The organism is Mesorhizobium sp. M7A.F.Ca.US.010.02.1.1, assembly GCF_004023085.1.
Lineage (GTDB): Bacteria > Pseudomonadota > Alphaproteobacteria > Rhizobiales > Rhizobiaceae > Mesorhizobium.
This window is the reverse complement of record NZ_RZRV01000001.1, coordinates 358,789-376,021: the sequence shown is the minus strand read 5'-3', so window position 1 is coordinate 376,021 and position 17,233 is coordinate 358,789. Positions and strand designations below refer to the sequence as shown.

The window sequence follows — 17,233 nt, the reverse complement described above, 5'->3', positions numbered from 1 at the left end:
ACAGCATTCGCACAAACACAATCCGACGCTCTGATTTTTTTGCCGGGGTTCACACTTTTCCCTAAAATCGCTCCAGAGCCGCCCATTCGCAGGTAGCGCGACCTGGGTCAGCTTGCCTCGCGCATCGCCTCGGCCGCCTGCAGGTCGACCGACACCAGCTGACTGACGCCCTGCTCGGCCATGGTCACGCCGAACAGCCGGTTCATGCGCGCCATGGTGATGGGATTGTGGGTGATGATGACGAAGCGCGTCTCGGTGGTGGCGGCCATCTCGTCCATCAGGTTGCAGAAGCGCTCGACATTGTGGTCGTCGAGCGGCGCGTCGACTTCATCGAGCACGCAGATCGGCGCCGGATTGGTCAGGAACACCGCGAAGATCAGCGACATCGCCGTCAACGCCTGCTCGCCACCGGACAGCAGCGTCATGGTCTGTGGCTTCTTGCCGGGCGGGCGGGCAAGGATTTCGAGACCGGCCTCGAGCGGATCGTCGGATTCGATCAGCTGCAATTCCGCCGTGCCGCCGCCAAACAGATGCGAGAACAGCCGCTGGAAATGGCCGTTGACGACGTCGAAGGCGGCAAGCAACCGCTCACGACCTTCGCGGTTGAGGCTCTGGATCGCCTGCCGCAACTTGCGGATCGCCTCGATGATGTCCTCGCGCTCCGACACGATCGCTTCCAGCCGGTCGGATAGCTCCTTCTGCTCTTCCTCGGCGCGCAGGTTGACGGCGCCGAGCCGTTCGCGCTCGATCTTCAGCCGGTCCAGCTGACGCTCGATCTCGGCCATCTCAGGGATCGGGCTGTCAGCCTCAAGACCGGTATGGCGAATAACCAGATGCGGTGGTGTGTTCAGCGTCTCCTGGATGCGCGCCTCGACCTCCAGCCGGCGTTCGTCGGCTGCGGTCAGCCGCTCTTCGGCGCGAACGCGGGTCTCGCGCGCCTCGGCCAGGAACTGGATGGCGCCGGTGGCGGCCTTGTCCAGTTCGGATTGCCGGTTCTCCGCTTCCTGCAAACGGTCGGCCGCCGCCTTGCGCAAGCTCTCGGCCTCGGTGAGCTGCGACAGCAAGGCACGCCGCTTGGCGTCGATTTCATCGGGAGCATCGGCCAGCCGCTCGCGTTCGGCCTCGGCCTCGGCCTTGCGTTCGCCGAGCGATGCGATCTGCGTCGAGGCGTTTTCGGCCCGCTCCAGCCAGTTGCTGCGCTCGGCGCCAATGGCATCGAGCCGGCGCGCGCGCGCCTCGGCTTCGCGCCGCAGCCCCTCATGCACGGCACGCGCATCGGCAAGCGCGGCGCGGTCGCGGGCGACATTGGCCGAGGACTGTTCGAGCTGCAATTGCAGATCGCCAAGATCGGGCGCGTCCTGCAGCAGCATTTCCGCCTCGGCGAAGGCGGCCGAAATCTCCTCATGGCTGTCGACGATGCGGGCGCGCGCTTCATCGAGCGCGGCGCGCCGGCTCTGCAATTCGCCGCCGGCCCTCTCGGCCTCGGCCAGCGCATTGCGGGCAGCGTCCAGCCGATGCTGGGCGTCACGACCGGCCTGGCGCGTGTTGCGCTCGGCCTCGCTCGCCAGGCGGAGCGCCTGTTCAGCCTCTCCCAGCGCCTCCTCAGCCTGGCGCAGGACGAGTGTTGCTTGTATCGCCTCGGCATCGAGCTCAGCCAGCCGGTTCTTCTGCGCCAGCCGTTGTGCTGCGGCGGTCGGCGCATCGGCGCTGGCGGTGAAGCCATCCCAACGCCAGAGCGCGCCTTCACGGCTGACCAGCCTCTGGCCGGGAGCAAGCAGCGATTGCAACCGGCGGCCGTCGCCGGCGGAATCGACGATACCGATCTGCGCCAGGCGGCGGGCGAGCTGTGCCGGCGCGTGGACCACGCTGGCCAGGCTTTTGACGCCTTCCGGCAGAGCCGCGTCGCCGGACTGGATCGCGCTTTCGCCCCAATGCACCGGCGCGCTGCGGTCGAGCGGCACGTCGAGATCTTCGCCAAGGGCCGCACCCAGCGCCGTTTCGAAACCGCGATCGACGCTGATCTGTTCCAACACGGCCGGGAAGAGATCGCCGCTGGCTGCATTCAGGATTTTGGCCAGCGTGCGCGCTTCGGTTTCGATCCGTGCCAGCTCGGCCCTGGCATCCTGAAGCGGTGGCCGGGCGGCGCTTTCGGCAGCGCGGGCATCGATGACCGACTGCTCGGCCTCGGACACGGCAGCCTCGGCCTCCTCCAGCAGCGCCACGGCCTGTTCGACCAGCACCCGCTTCTCGGCCGGATCGGGCAGGCCAGCGACCTTGGAGAGTATCTCAGACAATTCCCGGTCGACATCGGCAAGCTGGCGCGCGAAGCGGTCGCGGCGTTCGGCGGTATCGCGCAGCGTCCGTTCGATCTGGTTGCGCGAGGCGGCAGCCTCGGCCCGTTCGGCGGTCAGCGCGGCGAGCTTGGCTTCGCTTTGCGAAAGCGTCGACGCCGCCTGTTCGAACGCCGCACGGGTGGTGGCTTCGCGTTCGGCGGCGCCGGCATTTTCCGAATTGAGTGCTGCCTCTTCGGTGCGCAGGCGCTCGAGAATGTCCGCATTGTCGCGGACCATGCGCTCTTCACGTGCGATATCGCCGTCGAGCTGCTGCAACCGGCGCTCCAGCTCGGTCTGACGGGCGCGGATGCGGCCGGCTTCCTCTTCGATCTGCGACTTGGCGATCGACAGGCGCTGGAAGGCAGCGGCGGCGGCGGCTTCCGCGTCGCGCAGGTCCGGCAGCCTATGAGCACCGATGCCTTGTTCCCTGGCGGCGGCCGTGTGGGCGGCGGCGCGGTCGCCGACAAGCGCTGTCGCAACCGCCAGCGCCGAACGCGCCTCGCCTTCCTGGGTCTTGGCCAGTGTCCAGCGCAAATGCAAGAGCGTCGCTTCGGCCTTGCGGATATCGGCCGACAGGTTCTTGAAGCGGGACGCCTGACGCGCCTGGCGCTTCAGGCTTTCGATCTGGCTTTCCAACTCGCCGACGACGTCGTCCAGCCGTTCGAGGTTCTGCTCGGCCGCCTTCAGCCGCAGTTCTGCCTCGTGGCGGCGGGTGTGCAGGCCGGAAATGCCTGCCGCCTCTTCGAGCAGCGCGCGGCGTGCCTGCGGCTTGGCCTGGATCAGTTCGCCAATGCGGCCCTGACCGACCATCGATGGCGAACGCGCGCCGGTCGACTGGTCTGCGAACAGAAGCTGCACGTCCTTGGCGCGCGCCTCCTTGCCGTTGATACGGTAAAGCGAGCCGGCCTCGCGCTCGATGCGACGCGACACCTGCAGTTCGTCGGCATCGTTGAAGGCAGCGGGCGCCGAGCGGTCACAGTTGTCGAGGAAAAGCGTGACTTCGGCGGTGTTGCGTGCAGGCCGAGTGCCCGAGCCGGAAAAGATGACGTCGTCCATGCCGGACGCGCGCATGTTCTTGTAGGAGCTTTCGCCCATCACCCAGCGCAGCGCCTCGACAAGGTTCGACTTGCCGCAGCCATTCGGCCCGACAATGCCGGTCAGGCCGCGTTCGATGACGAACTCGCCGGGCTCGACGAAGGACTTGAAACCGAGGAGGCGAAGGCGCGAAAACTTCATTCGCCCCGCCCACTAAGCGGATTTCCGTGATTTTGCGAAAGGAATCCGCGGCACGACAAGAAGCCGCGCGCGCCGAAGCGCCGCCGCCTCGGGGCTGACTGGACGTCAGAGCAGAGGGTCGATGATGGCCGACATTTCCTCAATCGACATCGCCCCCTTGTAGGTCTTACCGTTGATGAAGAAGGTCGGTGTCGAGTCGACCTTGAATTCATTGGCGCCGCGCTTCTGGACCGATCTCACATCGTCCAGAAGTTTCTGGTCCGTCAAGCAGGCCTCGAAGGACTCCTGTGTGAAACCGGCGAGCTTCGAGATTTGCAGCAGCGCATCCTTGGTATTCTGAACGCCAACCCAGTTCGCCTGCTGCCTGAACAGGACGTCGACCATGGGGTAATAGTTATCCTTGGCGCAGCGCGCCAGCATAAAACCGGCTTCGGCGCTCGGATCGAACGGGAATTCGCGCAGGATGTAGCGGACCTTGCCGGTGTCGATGTACTTGGTCTTCAGGTCCGGAAAGGTGGTCTCGGCGAAATGCGCGCAGTGCGGGCAGGTCATCGAGGCGTATTCGACGATGGTGACCTTGGCGTCATCCTTGCCAAGCTGCTTGTCGGGCAGCGCACCCGGCTTCATCAGCTCCGTCATGTCCACGGTGCCCTGGGCTTCCGGCGCGGTGGCGGCGGCCGGCGTGGCCGGCTTCGCGGGGGCGGCCGGGGCCGCAGGCTTCACATCCGCGGCCTTCGCCTCCTCGCCAGAGTCGCTGCAGGCGGCGAGCAGGGCCACCGCCGGAATGGCGGCCAGCGAAGACAGGAGGTTTCTGCGAGACAAGCTTTGGCCGAACGGGGGACGGTTCATACGAATCACCTGACAAGGGTTGGATTTTGCAATGCAAAGGCACGAAAAGGCGAGAGTTGGCGCGAATTAAGGCATCTCGATCCCCAATCCAATCGCGAAACCTGACAAGAGCGATCACGAATGCGAGATATTGACGACGAATCCATGACTTTCTTCGAGACGCCTATGATTTTCTCTCCCCAATAATGGTCGCGCCAAGTTTCTCCAGCGAGGCGCGCAGTTCATCATTATCGACCAGGCCGACAGTTCCCGACAATTTCGTCTTCTCAGCCGCCGTCAGCGGCCTCAGGGCCGGTTTGCGCTTTCCTTTGTCGGCTGTCACCGGCTTCTGCAGGATCCTGATGCGATTGATGGCGGTGAAGCCGAGGAAGGCGTTGACCCGGTTGATGATCTCGCCCGTCTCGTGCTGCAGATGAAGTGCCGCCATGCCTTCGCAGGCAATGACCAGCACGGCCGGCTCGAACGGATCGTCCTCATGCATACGGCGCGGCCACTGGATTTTTTCGGGGCGCGAATGGCTGGCCAGCCGCGGGCCGGCGATCTCGTCCCATGACTGGACGAGGCCGATCGAAATGCCGGCCCGCTTGCGCAGCACCGGATCGAGGATCCTGGTCGCGAGATCGCTGACCGGGACGGGATTGCCGTAGGGCGTTCTCCCTGCCATGTACGTCCTCCAGCGACGACCCAGCAGATACCGGCCAGGCCAATACAAGATCAATGGCACCAGCAGACCAGACCCGCAAGACCGCATCCTGGGATAGTGGCAAAGCCACATCCGGAGATAGCAGCACAGCTGCATCCGGTGTCAGCGACGATATCGCATCCCGCCTGCTCAGCTGGTACGATGTGCATCACCGTGAATTGCCGTGGCGCATCACACCAATTGAGCATGCGCGCGGCGTGCGGCCTGATCCCTACCGCATCTGGCTCTCCGAGGTCATGCTGCAGCAGACCACCGTCGAAGCGGTGAAGGCTTATTTCAAGGTATTCGTCGAGAAATGGCCCGATGTCGAAGCGCTGGCCGCGGCGCCCACCGAGGACGTGATGAAGGCCTGGGCCGGGCTCGGCTACTACTCCCGCGCCCGCAATCTCAAGGCCTGTGCCGATCTTGTGGCCGCGCGTGGCGGCCGGTTTCCCGACACGGAGACGGGTTTGAGAGAACTGCCCGGCATCGGCGCCTATACGTCGGCGGCCATCACGGCGATTGCCCTCGATCGCCCCGCCGCCGTTGTCGACGGCAATGTCGAACGTGTCATCTCCCGGCTGTTTTCGATCACAACCCCGCTCAGCGAAGCCAAGCCCGAGATCCGTGCCCATGTCGAGCGCATGGTGCCCGGGACAAGGCCTGGCGACTTCGCCCAAGCGATGATGGATCTCGGCGCCACCATCTGCACGCCACGCCGGCCGCGCTGCATGCTGTGCCCGCTGCGCGAAGACTGCAGCGCGGTCGTTTCAGGCGATCCCGAGCACTTCCCGGTGCGCCTGCCCAAGGCCGACAAGCCGCAGCGGCACGGCGCGGCCTTTGTCGCCGTGCGGGCCGACGGCGCCATCCTTCTGCGCAAACGGGCAGAGAAGGGTTTGCTCGGCGGCATGACCGAGGTGCCGACGACGGGCTGGACCGCGCGGATCGATGGGGCAACCACGGAAGCGGCCGCGCCCTTTCCCGCCGACTGGCGGCATGCGGGCCGCATTGCGCATGTCTTCACGCATTTCGCTCTCGAACTCGAAGTCTTTCACGCTCACATCAAAGGTGATGCGCCAGACGGGCATTTCTGGTCGCTCGCTCACGAGATTTCCGGCGAGGCGCTGCCGACTGTCATGAAAAAGGCAATCGAGGCTGCGATACCCGGCGCGACGAAAAAGCCGTCGCCACACAGTGCAAAGAGGCCCCATGACTGAAATACGCCACATCGTTTTCGACATCGGCCGCGTGCTGATCCACTACGATCCCAACATTCCGTTCAGCCGCCTCATTCCGGATGCCGAAGAGAGAAAGTGGTTTTTCGACAATGTCTGCACGCATGATTGGAACATCGAGCAGGATCGCGGCCGCACCTGGGAAGAGGCCGAGGCGCTGCTGATCGCGGACCATCCCGATCACGCGGAAAACATCCGCGGTTTCCGCCGCCATTGGCACGAGATGGTGCCGCATGCTTATGACGACAGCGTCGCCATCATGGTCGGCCTGATCGAGAGCGGCCACGACGTGACCATGCTGACCAACTTCGCCAGCGACACGCTGGCCGAAGCCCGCGAGCGCTTCGATTTTCTCAATCGTCCGCGCGGCGTCACCATCTCCGGCGAGATCGGCATGATCAAGCCCGATCGCGGCATTTACGATCATCACATCGCCGCCTTCGGCCTCGAACCGGCCGCGACGCTGTTCATCGACGACAGCCAGAAGAATGTCGACGGCGCCAAGGCGGCCGGCTGGCAGTCGGTGCTGTTCACCGATGCAAAGGCGCTTCAAGCAGACCTTGAGCGGCATGGCATCGCGACCTGATCGAGACCGGCAATGGGCAAGCTCGTTCTGACCTTCAACCCGGAATGGTCAATACTTGACGCCAGTGTCGAGCATGGCCACTTTCGAGGACGTGGCGATGCCTATTTCCCGACCGACGAGGTAAGCGAATTTATTGTGTCATTGCAGGCCTATCCGCTTAAACGCGCGGATCTGGTCCTGAGATCGCCCGGCCTGATAAGCATCTCGGTTTTCCCGGCGGATGGCGTCGGTCACCTGTTCGTCCGGATCGAGGTCGCGGAGGAGATCGAAGCCCGTGACTTCGCGCGTGTGCGACTCCGGACGGACTATTCGCGTCTGTCGCGTTTTGCCAGTCAGCTCTCACTGATGGCGAAAGGCGAGGTCAGCGAAATCATCCTGGAGGAAGACAAGGCCTGAGCTGCCGATCAGGCCCCTGCCCGCTCCATGCCGAGCCGCGCGATGCGGCGAAGCTCGTCGATCGGGGTCAGGCCACCGCTGCGCTCATAATGCCAGAAGGTCCAGCCGTTGCAGGCGTCCAGCCCCTGCACTTCGGCACCGATCTTGTGGATCGAGCCGGCGCTGTCGCCGATCGCCACCGTGCCGTCGGCGCGCACCTTGGCCGCCCAGCGCTTCTTGGCATCGTAGAGCGTCGCGCCCGGCATCATCAGGCCGGTGTCGATCAGGCTGACAAAGGCGACGCGCGGCTCGGCGCGCTTGCCCGTGAGAACGGTCAAGTCGGCCTCTTCCAGCGGCCGCACCGCGTCGATGCGCTCGTTGGCGGCGTCGATATAGGCCTGCTCGCGTTCGATGCCGACGAAATGGCGGCCGAGACGCTTGGCCACCGCGCCCGTGGTGCCTGAGCCGAAGAAGGGATCGAGCACGATGTCGCCCGGTTTGGTCGAGGCCATCATGATGCGGGCAAGCAGCGCTTCCGGTTTCTGCGTCGGATGCAGCTTGTCGCCATTGTCGTTCTTCAGCCGCTCGCCGCCGGTGCAGATCGGAAACAGCCAGTCGGAGCGCATCTGGATGTCGTCGTTGGACGCCTTCATCGCTTCGTAGTTGAAGGTATAGCCCTTGCCCTTCTGATCGCGCGTAGCCCAGATCATCGTCTCATGCGCGTTCTGGAAGCGGCGGCCACGGAAATTTGGCATCGGGTTGGTCTTGCGCCAGACGACGTCGTTAAGGATCCAGAAGCCGAGATCCTGCATCTTGGCGCCGACCCGGAAGATGTTGTGATAGGAGCCGATGACCCAGATGGTGCCGTTGGGCTTCAGCACCCGGCGCGCCGCCAGCAGCCAGGCACGCGTGAAAGCGTCATAGGCCTCGAAACTCTCGAACTGGTCCCAGTCGTCGTCGACGGCGTCGACCTTGGACTGATCGGGGCGGTGCAGGTCGCCGTCGAGCTGCAGATTGTAGGGCGGATCGGCGAAGATGACGTCGATCGATTTTTCGGGCAACCGGTCGAGCGCGGCGACGCAGTCGCCCTTGAGGATCGTGTCCAGCCATTCGGATTGCTGGGGAGCGTGGGATAGCTCGTCGAGAAGACGCACGGCAGACATTCTGACACCCAAGGCACGCGTTACTGTTTACTCTCCGTTATGGTTACCGATCAGCGTAAATATTCCGTGAAGGCCAAGGGACGGGTGTGGCGAATTTGCGAAGGCGGCCCTGTTGGTGTATGCCGCGCCGCCTGAGCCTTCCGAGGCCACTTCGCCCTCCTATTGTCCGGATCACCATGCCCCAGCCAGACCTTGTCATCTTCGATTGCGACGGCGTGCTCGTCGATTCCGAGATCATCGCCGCCCGCGTCGACGCCGAGCTTTTGACCTTGGCAGGATACGAGATATCGGCTGAGGAGATTTCGGAGAGCTATGCCGGCCTGACCTTCAAGGACATCATGCTGCGGGTCGAGGAAAAGTCCCGCATCCCCTTCCAGGCCTCTCTGATCGACAGGGAGGAACAATTGGTCGACCGCAAACTGCGCAGCGACGTCCGCGCCATCGATGGCGTGCGCGAGGCCGTTGCCGCGGTAAGCGTGCCGCGCTGCGTCTGCTCGAATTCACGCTCCGAGCGGATCGAATTCATGCTGGAAAAGGTGCATCTTCTGCCGTTTTTCACCGACCGGATTTTTTCGGCGATGGAAACACCGACCGGGAAAACGAAACCGGCGCCGGACGTGTTCCTGTTCGCGGCGGAGAAACTCAGCGCCAACCCGGCGAACACTTTCGTTATCGAGGATTCCGTGCACGGCGTTCACGGCGCAAGGACGGCGGGCATGCGGGTGATCGGCTTCACCGGAGCCGCCCACAGCTATCCCGGCCATGCCGACGCGCTCACCGAGGCCGGCGCCGAAACGGTGATCCGCCGCTGGGCAGAGTTGAAAAGCGTGATCGCGGCGCTGTCGGAGTGGTCGGACGCCTGAGGGCGATTGAATTTCGCCCTCGTGGCGGGACTTTTCTCGCCCGGTCGGTCTACCGTTCTCGTGCTTCAGAGTGGTAGGAGGCGATACTGCAATTTTGGGAGCTGGTTTTCATTTCAAAACCCTGATGGCTATGCGATGATTGCGTCATGACGATTGAGCTTGAAATCACGCCAGAGTTACAGGCCCGCATCGATGCTATCGCGGCGCGGTCCAGCCTGTCCGCGTCGGAAGTCGTTGCGGACGCGCTTGAGAACGGCCACTCCCTTGAGTGGCAGGAGCGGTTTTTAGACAAGGTGAACGCAGGAATTGAAGCGGCCGACCGTGGTGAATTTGCCAGCCGTGCCGATATCGAGCGGGTGTTGAACAAGTACCGCCCCACCTGATGCAGGTTTCATGGACGAGCGCCGCTCTCGACGACCTCGACCAGATTCAGGATTTTATCGCGCAGGACAGTCCCGTTGCGGCGTATCGGCTAACAGCCGATCTGATTGGTCGCACCGACGAACTCTTGGCGTCAAATCCCATGGTCGGACGCAAGGGACGAGCGGGCGGAACCCGCGAGCTTGTGATAGCGCGGACATCCTATATCGTTGTTTATCGGGTGCGCGGCAGTGACGTTGAAATCATCGCCGTTGTCCATGGGGCCAGAGAATGGCCGGAGAGCCTCACATAGCCCGCCCATGTCTTGTGTTCGCCGCTTAGTTCGTCGCGGCGGCTCTCTTCCTCTGCTTCTTCTTCGGCTTGTCGGCCGTTGCCTGATGCGCGGTTTCGTCATAGCCGGCAAAGGCCTGATAGTCCTGCGCCGTCGGCTCGGGCACGACAATATTGGAATCGGTGAAGACGAACTGCGTGGCGACCGAAGGATCGGTGACCTGGACCTGATACTGGTGGATCTGCGAATAGAGGACCTCGGTGCCATGCATCACAGCCGTGCGGATGGGCATGGTGATGGTGCCTGGAGAAAACTTCGGTCCGGGGACAATCTTGCCGGCGACCGCGATCTTCATCGTCAACTGGCCGTTGGCACGGCTGCAGTCGCGTGTCACGTCGCTGACCGATGCCTGGTAGATGATGTTGGCCGATTCGTCGGGCGGAGTTGCAGCAGCGGCGTCAGCCTCGGCCTGGGCCGCGGCATCCTGCGCGGCGTCGCCGGTCTTCTTGATCCTGGGCTTGGGCTTCTGAGCTTCCTTGGAATAGGTGTTGAAGAAAGCCGTGCCGTCCCGCACCGTCACCCTGGGACAATAGGCCTGCAACTGGCTGGCCAGTATCTTGGGATCCTGGGGCGGCGGTGGCGCCGTCGGGTCCTCCTTCTTGCCTATGCCGAGGTTCAGGATGCCATTGTCGCCCGATTGGCAGCCGGCGGCGGCAAGCATAAAGCCGGTGAGCGCAAGACCCGCCAAAAAGCGACCACTGAATGTACGAAACGCCATGAAACTGCACTTCCCTCTCGCAAAGCTGGTGACGTATATCAACCGCGCGGCAAAAATGCGACTGAGCCAGCGCAGAAATTAACCACCTTGCGGTGGATGGAAAAGCCAAGCAGTAACGGAATTGTGACATGCATTATGTGAGTACCCGCGGGGAAGCCCCCGTTCTTGGATTTTCCGACGCCGTGCTGGCCGGGCTGGCGCGCGACGGCGGGCTCTACGTGCCGCGCGAGTGGCCACAGTTTTCCGCCGCCGAGATCCGCGCCATGCGCGGCCTTGCCTATCCCGAACTTGCCATCCGCGTGCTGTCGCCGTTCCTTGGCGACGAGATCCCGGCCTCCGTTTTCGAGCGGCTGGTGCGCGAAGCCTATGCCACCTTCCGCCACGAGGCCGTCTGCCCGCTGGTGCAGACCGGCCCCAACACCTTCATCCTGGAACTCTTCCACGGGCCGACGCTCGCCTTCAAGGACGTGGCGATGCAGCTTCTGGCCCGGCTGATGGACCATGTGCTTGCCGAACGCGACCAGCACGCCACCATCGTCGGCGCCACCTCGGGCGATACCGGCGGGGCGGCCATCGATGCCTTTGCCGGTCGCAGCCGGACCGACATCTTCATCCTTTTCCCGCACGGCCGCGTCTCGCCGGTGCAGCAGCGGCAGATGACGACGTCGACGGCTGCAAACGTCCATGCGCTGGCGATCGAAGGCAATTTCGACGATTGCCAGGGCCTGCTCAAGGACATGTTCAACGATCACGGATTTCGCGACCGGGTGGCGCTTTCGGGCGTCAACTCGATCAACTGGGCCCGGATCATGGCCCAGATCGTCTATTATTTCTCCTCGGCGCTGTCGCTTGGCGCGCCGGACAGGCCGGTCTCCTTCACCGTGCCGACCGGCAATTTCGGCGATATCTTCGCCGGCTACGCGGCCAAGAAGATGGGCTTGCCGATCGAGCGGCTGGTCATCGCCACCAACGACAATGACATCCTGGCGCGGACCTTCGCGACAGGGGAATATCGCACCAAGGGTGTCTTTGCGACCACGTCGCCGTCGATGGATATCCAGGTGTCGTCCAATTTCGAACGCCTGCTGTTCGAGGCCTCCGGCCGTGACGCGGCGACCGTGCGGCGCTACATGGACGGTCTGAAGCAGTCCGGCGCTTTCACCATCGAACCCCAGCAAATCGCCGGGATGCGGTCGGAATTCGACGCCGGCCGGGCTGATATGGACGAGGTCGCCGCCACCATCCGCTCGACGCTCGCGGCCAGCAACTATCTGCTCGATCCGCACACCGCGGCAGCTGTGCATGTCGCTGCGGGCAAGGCGTCAGGCGCCGTGCCGATGGTGGTGCTGGGTACCGCACACCCGGCAAAATTCCCGGCCGCCGTCGAAGCCGCCAGCGGCGTGTCGCCCGCACTGCCCGCATGGCTAGGTGGGTTGATGACATCGGAGGAAAAATACACGGTACTTCCCTCCGACCTGAAAATGGTGGAAGATTATGTCGGCCGCCGCGCGCGGGCGGCGCGTTAAGGAGTACTAGCCATATGGGTGTTGAGGTAAGCCGTCTGTCGAACGGCCTGACAGTCGCCACCGAAACCCTTCAAAGCATCGAATCGGTTGCCCTTGGTGCCTGGGTCAAGTCGGGTGCCCGCAATGAACGTGAGGACGAGCATGGCATGGCCCATCTGCTCGAGCACATGGCGTTCAAGGGCACGAAAAGGCGGAGCGCCTTCGAAATCGCCTCGGAGATCGAGGACGTCGGCGGCGAGATCAACGCCGCCACCAGCGTCGAAACCACTTCCTACTATGCCAGGGTGCTCTCCGACGACGTGCCGCTGGCCGTCGACATTCTTGCCGACATCCTGCAGGAGTCCGAATTCGACCCGCAGGAACTCGAACGCGAACAGCATGTGATCCTGCAGGAGATCGGCGCCGCGCACGACACGCCCGACGACATCGTCTTCGACCGTTTCACCGAGACGGCGTTTCGCCACCAGACCATCGGCCGCTCCATTCTCGGCACGCCCGAAACGGTCAAATCCTTCACCTCCAAGCAACTCCACGACTTCATCGAGCGGCAATATGGCGCCGAGCGCATGGTGATCGTCGCCGCCGGCGACATCAAGCACGACAATTTCGTGCGCGAGGTCGAAAAGCAACTCGGCGGCTTCCGCAGCAAGGCCGACAGCACCATCCCGCAATATGCGCAATATGTCGGCGGCGACTTCCGTGAGGACCGCGACCTGATGGACGCGCAGATCGTGCTGGGGTTCGAAGGCCGGGCCTATCATGTGCGCGACTTCTATGCCTCGCAGGTGCTGTCGATGATCCTCGGCGGTGGCATGTCGTCGCGCCTGTTCCAGGAGGTCCGCGAGAAGCGCGGCCTGTGTTATTCCGTCTATGCTTTCCATTGGGGCTTTTCCGACACCGGCGTCTTCGGCGTCCATGCCGCAACCGGCCAAAGCGACATCGCCGAACTGGTGCCTGTCATCATCGACGAACTGCAGAAGGCCGGCGAGAAAATCCTGCAGGAAGAACTCGACCGGGCGCGCGCCCAATATCGCGCCGGACTGATCATGTCCGCCGAAAGCCCGGCCAGCCGCGCTTCGCAGATCGCACGGCAGCTGCTTCTGTTCGGCCGGCCGATCGCCAAGGAGGAACTGATGGAACGGCTGTCGGCGCTGACGGTCGAGCGGCTGACCGATCTATCGTCGCGCTTGTTCTCGACCAAGCCGACGCTTACCGCTGTCGGGCCTGTGGGCACACTGGCGCCATACGAGGCGATCCTCGAATCGCTCGCAGGCACGCAGACCACGGCCCGTAAGCTCGCCGTCTAAGCCCCTCGAAGCGTCGTGTTCGCGCTCCCTTTCTTTCGCCGCGACCTGCCGGCGCTGAAAGGCGACCGCGTCACGCTGCGCGTGCCGTTCACCAACGACTTCCGCGAGTGGGCGGCGGTGCGCGGCGAAAGCCGCGCCTTCCTCGAACCCTGGGAGCCACGCTGGACTCCCGATGAACTCGACCGCAACGCATGGCGGCTGCGCATCAGCCGCTACCGCGAGGATTATGCGCAGGGAACCGCGATCGCCTTCTTCATCTTCGAGAGGAGCAGTGGCAAGCTGGCGGGCGGCATCACGCTCGGCAACATACGCCATGGCGTCTCGCAGAGCGGCCATGTCGGCTACTGGATCGGCGAGCGCTTCGGCGGCCGCGGCCTGATGACCGACGCGGTCAAGGTGGTGGCCCGCTTCGCCTTCGATACGCTGAGGTTGCACCGGATCGAAGCGGCCTGTATTCCCGACAATATCCGGTCGATCCGCGTGCTTGAAAAAGCCGGATTTCGGCGCGAAGGACTGCTGCGATCCTATCTCAGGATCAACGGCATCTGGCAGGACCACTACCTCTACGCCCGGATCGCGGACGATCCGCCGGGCGTTGGAACGAAGGACTGATTTTTGACGAATTTCCTGCGCAACGGGTCGCTGTTCGCCTTTGTCCTCGCGACACTCCTGACGCTGTGCGCGGCATCGTCGGCCTTTGCCGTCGAACCGATCAAGATTGCCCGCGACGACGTCGCGCTCGACCTTTCCGGCGCCGTCGAGATCTACCGCAACCAGGGCGAGAATTTCCAGGTGTCGACCGCGCCGGGTCCGGACGGTATCGTGCGGCGCATCGAGGTCGAGGCCAATGATGCCCGTTCCACCGGCGACTGGGCTGTTTTCGCGCTCGCCAACACCACCGACCAGCAACTCGACCGGCTGATCGTCGCGCCGCATTTCCGCCTGGTGAATTCCGGCATCTTCTGGCCGGATCTCGGCTCGACCCGCATCGCCGCCATCACGCCCAGCGAAGGCTTCGCGCTCGATCGCCAGACCAGCCCCGACGCCGACGTTTTCCGGGTGACGCTGAACCCCGGCACGGTGATTACCTTCATCGCCGAACTGGCCTCGCCGAAGCTGCCGCAGGTCTACCTCTGGGATCCGGAATCCTACAAGGACTCGGTCAATTCCTACACGCTGTTTCGCGGCATCGTCATCGGCATTGCAGGCCTGCTGGCGCTGTTCCTGACCATCCTTTTCGTGGTCAAGGGAACCTCGATGTTCCCGGCAACCGCGGCACTTGCCTGGGCGGTGCTGGCCTATATCTGCGTCGATTTCGGCTTCCTCAACAAGATCATCGAGATATCGCCCGGCAACGAGCAGATGTGGCGAGCGGGAACGGAGGTGGCGCTGGCGGGAACCTTCGTGGTGTTCCTGTTCGCCTATCTCAACCTCAACCGATGGCACGGCCATTTCAGTTATGGCGCGCTGGTCTGGATCCTCGGACTGGTGCTGATCGCCGGCGTCGCCATCGTCGATCCGGCGGTCGCCGCCGGCATTGCCAGGCTGTCCTTCGCCGCCACCGCACTGACCGGGCTTGGCCTGATCATCTTCCTCGGCATACGCGGCTACGACCGTGCCATCATGCTGGTGCCCAGTTGGGTCATGGTGCTGTTGTGGCTATGCGGATCGTGGATGGCGATCACCGGCATGCTCGACAACGACATTGCCCAGCCGGCCCTGGGCGGCGGGCTGATCCTGATCATCCTTCTGATCGGCTTCACCGTCATGCAGCATGCTTTTGCCGGCGGCGCGCTGCATCAGGGCCTGTTCTCCGACCTCGAGCGGCAGGCGCTGGCGGTCGCCGGTTCCGGCGACACGGTATGGGATTGGGACGTGCTGCGCGACCGCGTCGTCACCAAGCCCGATGTCAGCATCCAGCTCGGACTGGCGCCGAACAGCCTTGGCGGCGCGGCCCGCAACTGGCTCCCGGTGCTGCATGCCGACGACCGCGACACGTTCCGCACCACGCTCGACGTCGTGCTCGAACACCGGCGCGGCCGGGTATCGCAGAATTTTCGCCTGCGCGGCGCCGACGGCCACTATCACTGGTTTTCGCTGCGCGCGCGCCCGGTCATCGGATCCGACGGCGAGGTTATCCGCTGCGTCGGTACCATGGTCGACGTGACCGAGCAGAAAAAGTCCGAGGAAAGGCTGCTGCACGACGCCGTTCACGACAATCTGACCGGTCTGCCGAACCGCGAACTTTTGATGAATCGGCTGGAAGCGATCATCTCGATCGCGCGCACCGAAGAAAAGGTGCGGCCAACCGTCTTCGTCATCGACATCGACCGTTTCAAGCAGGTCAATGACGGCCTCGGCATCTCGGCCGGCGACACCATCCTCTTGACCATCGCGCGTCGCCTGCACCGGCTGCTCAAGCCGAAGGATTCGCTGTCGCGCTTTGCCGGCGATCAGTTCGCGCTGATGCTATTGTCCGAACAGGACCCGGCCCGCATCGCCGCCGTGGCGGATGCCATCAAGCATGCCATCAACAACCCGATCACCTTTGCCAAGCGCGAGATCGTGCTGACCGCGTCGATCGGACTGATCACCTGGAATTCGCCGCAGATGTCGGCCGAGGACATGGTCAAGGATGCCGAGCTTGCCATGCACCAGGCCAAGCGCTTCGGCGGCGACAGGATCGAGCCGTTCCGTCCGGCCTTCCGCACTGTCGGCACCGACAGGCTGCAGTTCGAATCCGACCTGCGCCGCGCCATCGAGCGGCGGGAATTCACGCTTGCCTACCAGCCGATCGTGCGGCTTGAGGACGGCAGTGTCGCCGGCTTCGAGGCGCTGCTGCGCTGGGACCACCCGCGCCGCGGCATGATCCCGCCGGCGGATTTCATCCCGGTCGCCGAAAGCTGCGGGCTTATCGTGCAGCTCGGCCTGTTTGCCATGCAGCAGGCGGCGGAAGATCTCGCCAGCTGGCAAAAACAGATCGGTGACGCGCCGCTGTCGGTCTCGGTCAATTTGTCCAGCCGCCAGCTGATCCGCCGTGACCTGGTCAGCGACGTCCGCTCGGTCATCGCTCGGGCCAATCTGAAGCCGCGCTGCTTCCGGCTGGAGCTCACCGAATCGCTTGTGATGGACAATCCCGAGCAGACCGCCCATGTGCTGACCAAGCTGAAGCAGCTCGGCATCGGCCTGTCGCTGGATGATTTCGGCACCGGCTATTCCTCATTGGCCTATCTGACGCGTTTCCCCTTCGACACCATCAAGATCGACAAGAGCTTCGTCGACGACAACACGCCCAAGCGCGCGGTGCTGCTGAAATCGATGGTCAACATGGCGCATGAACTCGGCCTGTCCGTCGTCGCCGAGGGCATTTCGGACGAGAGCGACGCGCTGGAACTGCGCCAGATGGGCTGCGAATATGTCCAGAGCTTCATGTTCGGCGCACCAATGCCGGGCGACCAGGTGCTGAAGACGCTGAAGGAACAGTATCCGCTGACGCAAGCGTGATGGGATTCAGGCGCGCGTCGCCCAGGCGCGGACCTCTGCGATTGGCCGAGACGCCTATCGCTTCGTCATCCTAGGGCGAAGCAAGGAGCGCAGCGACGCGGCGCAGACCCTAGGATCCATGCCGTGAGGTTAAAGCGTTGAAAA

The 17,233-nt window shown here is 63.7% G+C and carries 15 protein-coding genes; 10 read left to right on the top strand and 5 right to left on the bottom strand.

The window, feature by feature from the left end; translation table 11 throughout:
- Positions 1 to 107: 107 nt before the first annotated feature.
- The 3 genes from smc to EOA19_RS01810 form a co-directional block, all read right to left on the bottom strand.
- Complete coding sequence (gene smc / locus EOA19_RS01820; RefSeq protein ID WP_128302502.1) at positions 108 to 3,569, bottom strand: chromosome segregation protein SMC; 3,462 nt, start codon at positions 3,567 to 3,569, stop codon at positions 108 to 110.
- Positions 3,570 to 3,674: 105 nt separating this feature from the next.
- On the bottom strand, positions 3,675 to 4,418 hold the full coding sequence (locus EOA19_RS01815; protein ID WP_128302501.1) for a DsbA family protein: 744 nt from the start codon (positions 4,416 to 4,418) through the stop codon (positions 3,675 to 3,677).
- Positions 4,419 to 4,581: 163 nt separating this feature from the next.
- Entirely contained in the window at positions 4,582 to 5,082 is a 501-nt protein-coding gene (locus EOA19_RS01810) for a DUF721 domain-containing protein (RefSeq protein WP_127290824.1), read from the bottom strand.
- Positions 5,083 to 5,135: 53 nt separating this feature from the next.
- Here EOA19_RS01810 and mutY point away from each other — a divergent pair, with 53 nt between their 5' ends.
- The 3 genes from mutY to EOA19_RS01795 are packed head-to-tail and all read left to right on the top strand — an operon-like array spanning position 5,136 to position 7,317.
- A complete protein-coding gene (gene mutY, locus EOA19_RS01805) occupies positions 5,136 to 6,317 on the top strand; it encodes an A/G-specific adenine glycosylase (protein ID WP_023808582.1) in 1,182 nt (393 codons plus the stop codon).
- Complete coding sequence (locus tag EOA19_RS01800; RefSeq protein WP_023808583.1) at positions 6,310 to 6,921, top strand: HAD family phosphatase; 612 nt, start codon at positions 6,310 to 6,312, stop codon at positions 6,919 to 6,921. Before mutY ends, EOA19_RS01800 begins: the two co-directional genes overlap by 8 nt.
- A gap of 12 nt (positions 6,922 to 6,933) precedes the next feature.
- The gene (locus tag EOA19_RS01795; protein WP_023808584.1) at positions 6,934 to 7,317 is read left to right on the top strand and encodes a hypothetical protein; all 384 of its coding nucleotides are present in this window, start codon (positions 6,934 to 6,936) and stop codon (positions 7,315 to 7,317) included.
- Positions 7,318 to 7,325: 8 nt separating this feature from the next.
- Here EOA19_RS01795 and EOA19_RS01790 read toward each other — a convergent pair whose 3' ends face one another.
- Positions 7,326 to 8,459, bottom strand: coding sequence for a site-specific DNA-methyltransferase (locus tag EOA19_RS01790; RefSeq protein ID WP_023808585.1), 1,134 nt, complete (start codon positions 8,457 to 8,459; stop codon positions 7,326 to 7,328).
- A gap of 176 nt (positions 8,460 to 8,635) precedes the next feature.
- On the opposite strand from EOA19_RS01790, the gene EOA19_RS01785 reads away from it, so the two are divergent.
- From EOA19_RS01785 to EOA19_RS01775, 3 genes are all read left to right on the top strand, one after another.
- On the top strand, positions 8,636 to 9,322 hold the full coding sequence (locus EOA19_RS01785; protein WP_023808586.1) for an HAD family phosphatase: 687 nt from the start codon (positions 8,636 to 8,638) through the stop codon (positions 9,320 to 9,322).
- A gap of 146 nt (positions 9,323 to 9,468) precedes the next feature.
- Positions 9,469 to 9,705: a transcriptional regulator gene (locus tag EOA19_RS01780; protein WP_023808587.1), complete on the top strand. Its 237-nt coding sequence runs from the start codon at positions 9,469 to 9,471 to the stop codon at positions 9,703 to 9,705.
- Positions 9,705 to 9,995 carry a type II toxin-antitoxin system RelE/ParE family toxin gene (locus tag EOA19_RS01775; RefSeq protein WP_023808588.1) on the top strand — a complete coding sequence of 97 codons (291 nt, stop codon included), beginning with the start codon at positions 9,705 to 9,707 and terminating at the stop codon, positions 9,993 to 9,995. The genes EOA19_RS01780 and EOA19_RS01775 overlap by 1 nt, the downstream gene beginning before the upstream one ends.
- Positions 9,996 to 10,020: 25 nt before the next feature.
- Here the strand turns inward: EOA19_RS01775 and EOA19_RS01770 are convergent, their stop codons facing one another.
- Entirely contained in the window at positions 10,021 to 10,752 is a 732-nt protein-coding gene (locus EOA19_RS01770) for a hypothetical protein (RefSeq protein WP_023808589.1), read from the bottom strand.
- 128 nt (positions 10,753 to 10,880) lie between these two features.
- On the opposite strand from EOA19_RS01770, the gene thrC reads away from it, so the two are divergent.
- The 4 genes from thrC to EOA19_RS01750 are packed head-to-tail and all read left to right on the top strand — an operon-like array spanning position 10,881 to position 17,089.
- Positions 10,881 to 12,278 (top strand): threonine synthase, encoded by a 1,398-nt coding sequence (gene thrC, locus EOA19_RS01765; RefSeq protein ID WP_023808590.1) that lies wholly within the window; start codon positions 10,881 to 10,883, stop codon positions 12,276 to 12,278.
- Between the two features lie 14 nt (positions 12,279 to 12,292).
- Positions 12,293 to 13,585, top strand: a complete 1,293-nt coding sequence (locus EOA19_RS01760) for a pitrilysin family protein (RefSeq protein ID WP_023808591.1) — start codon at positions 12,293 to 12,295, stop codon at positions 13,583 to 13,585.
- Positions 13,586 to 13,600: 15 nt separating this feature from the next.
- Positions 13,601 to 14,197 carry a GNAT family protein gene (locus EOA19_RS01755; protein WP_128302500.1) on the top strand — a complete coding sequence of 199 codons (597 nt, stop codon included), beginning with the start codon at positions 13,601 to 13,603 and terminating at the stop codon, positions 14,195 to 14,197.
- A gap of 3 nt (positions 14,198 to 14,200) precedes the next feature.
- Positions 14,201 to 17,089: an EAL domain-containing protein gene (locus tag EOA19_RS01750; protein WP_128302499.1), complete on the top strand. Its 2,889-nt coding sequence runs from the start codon at positions 14,201 to 14,203 to the stop codon at positions 17,087 to 17,089.
- Positions 17,090 to 17,233 lie beyond the last annotated feature (144 nt).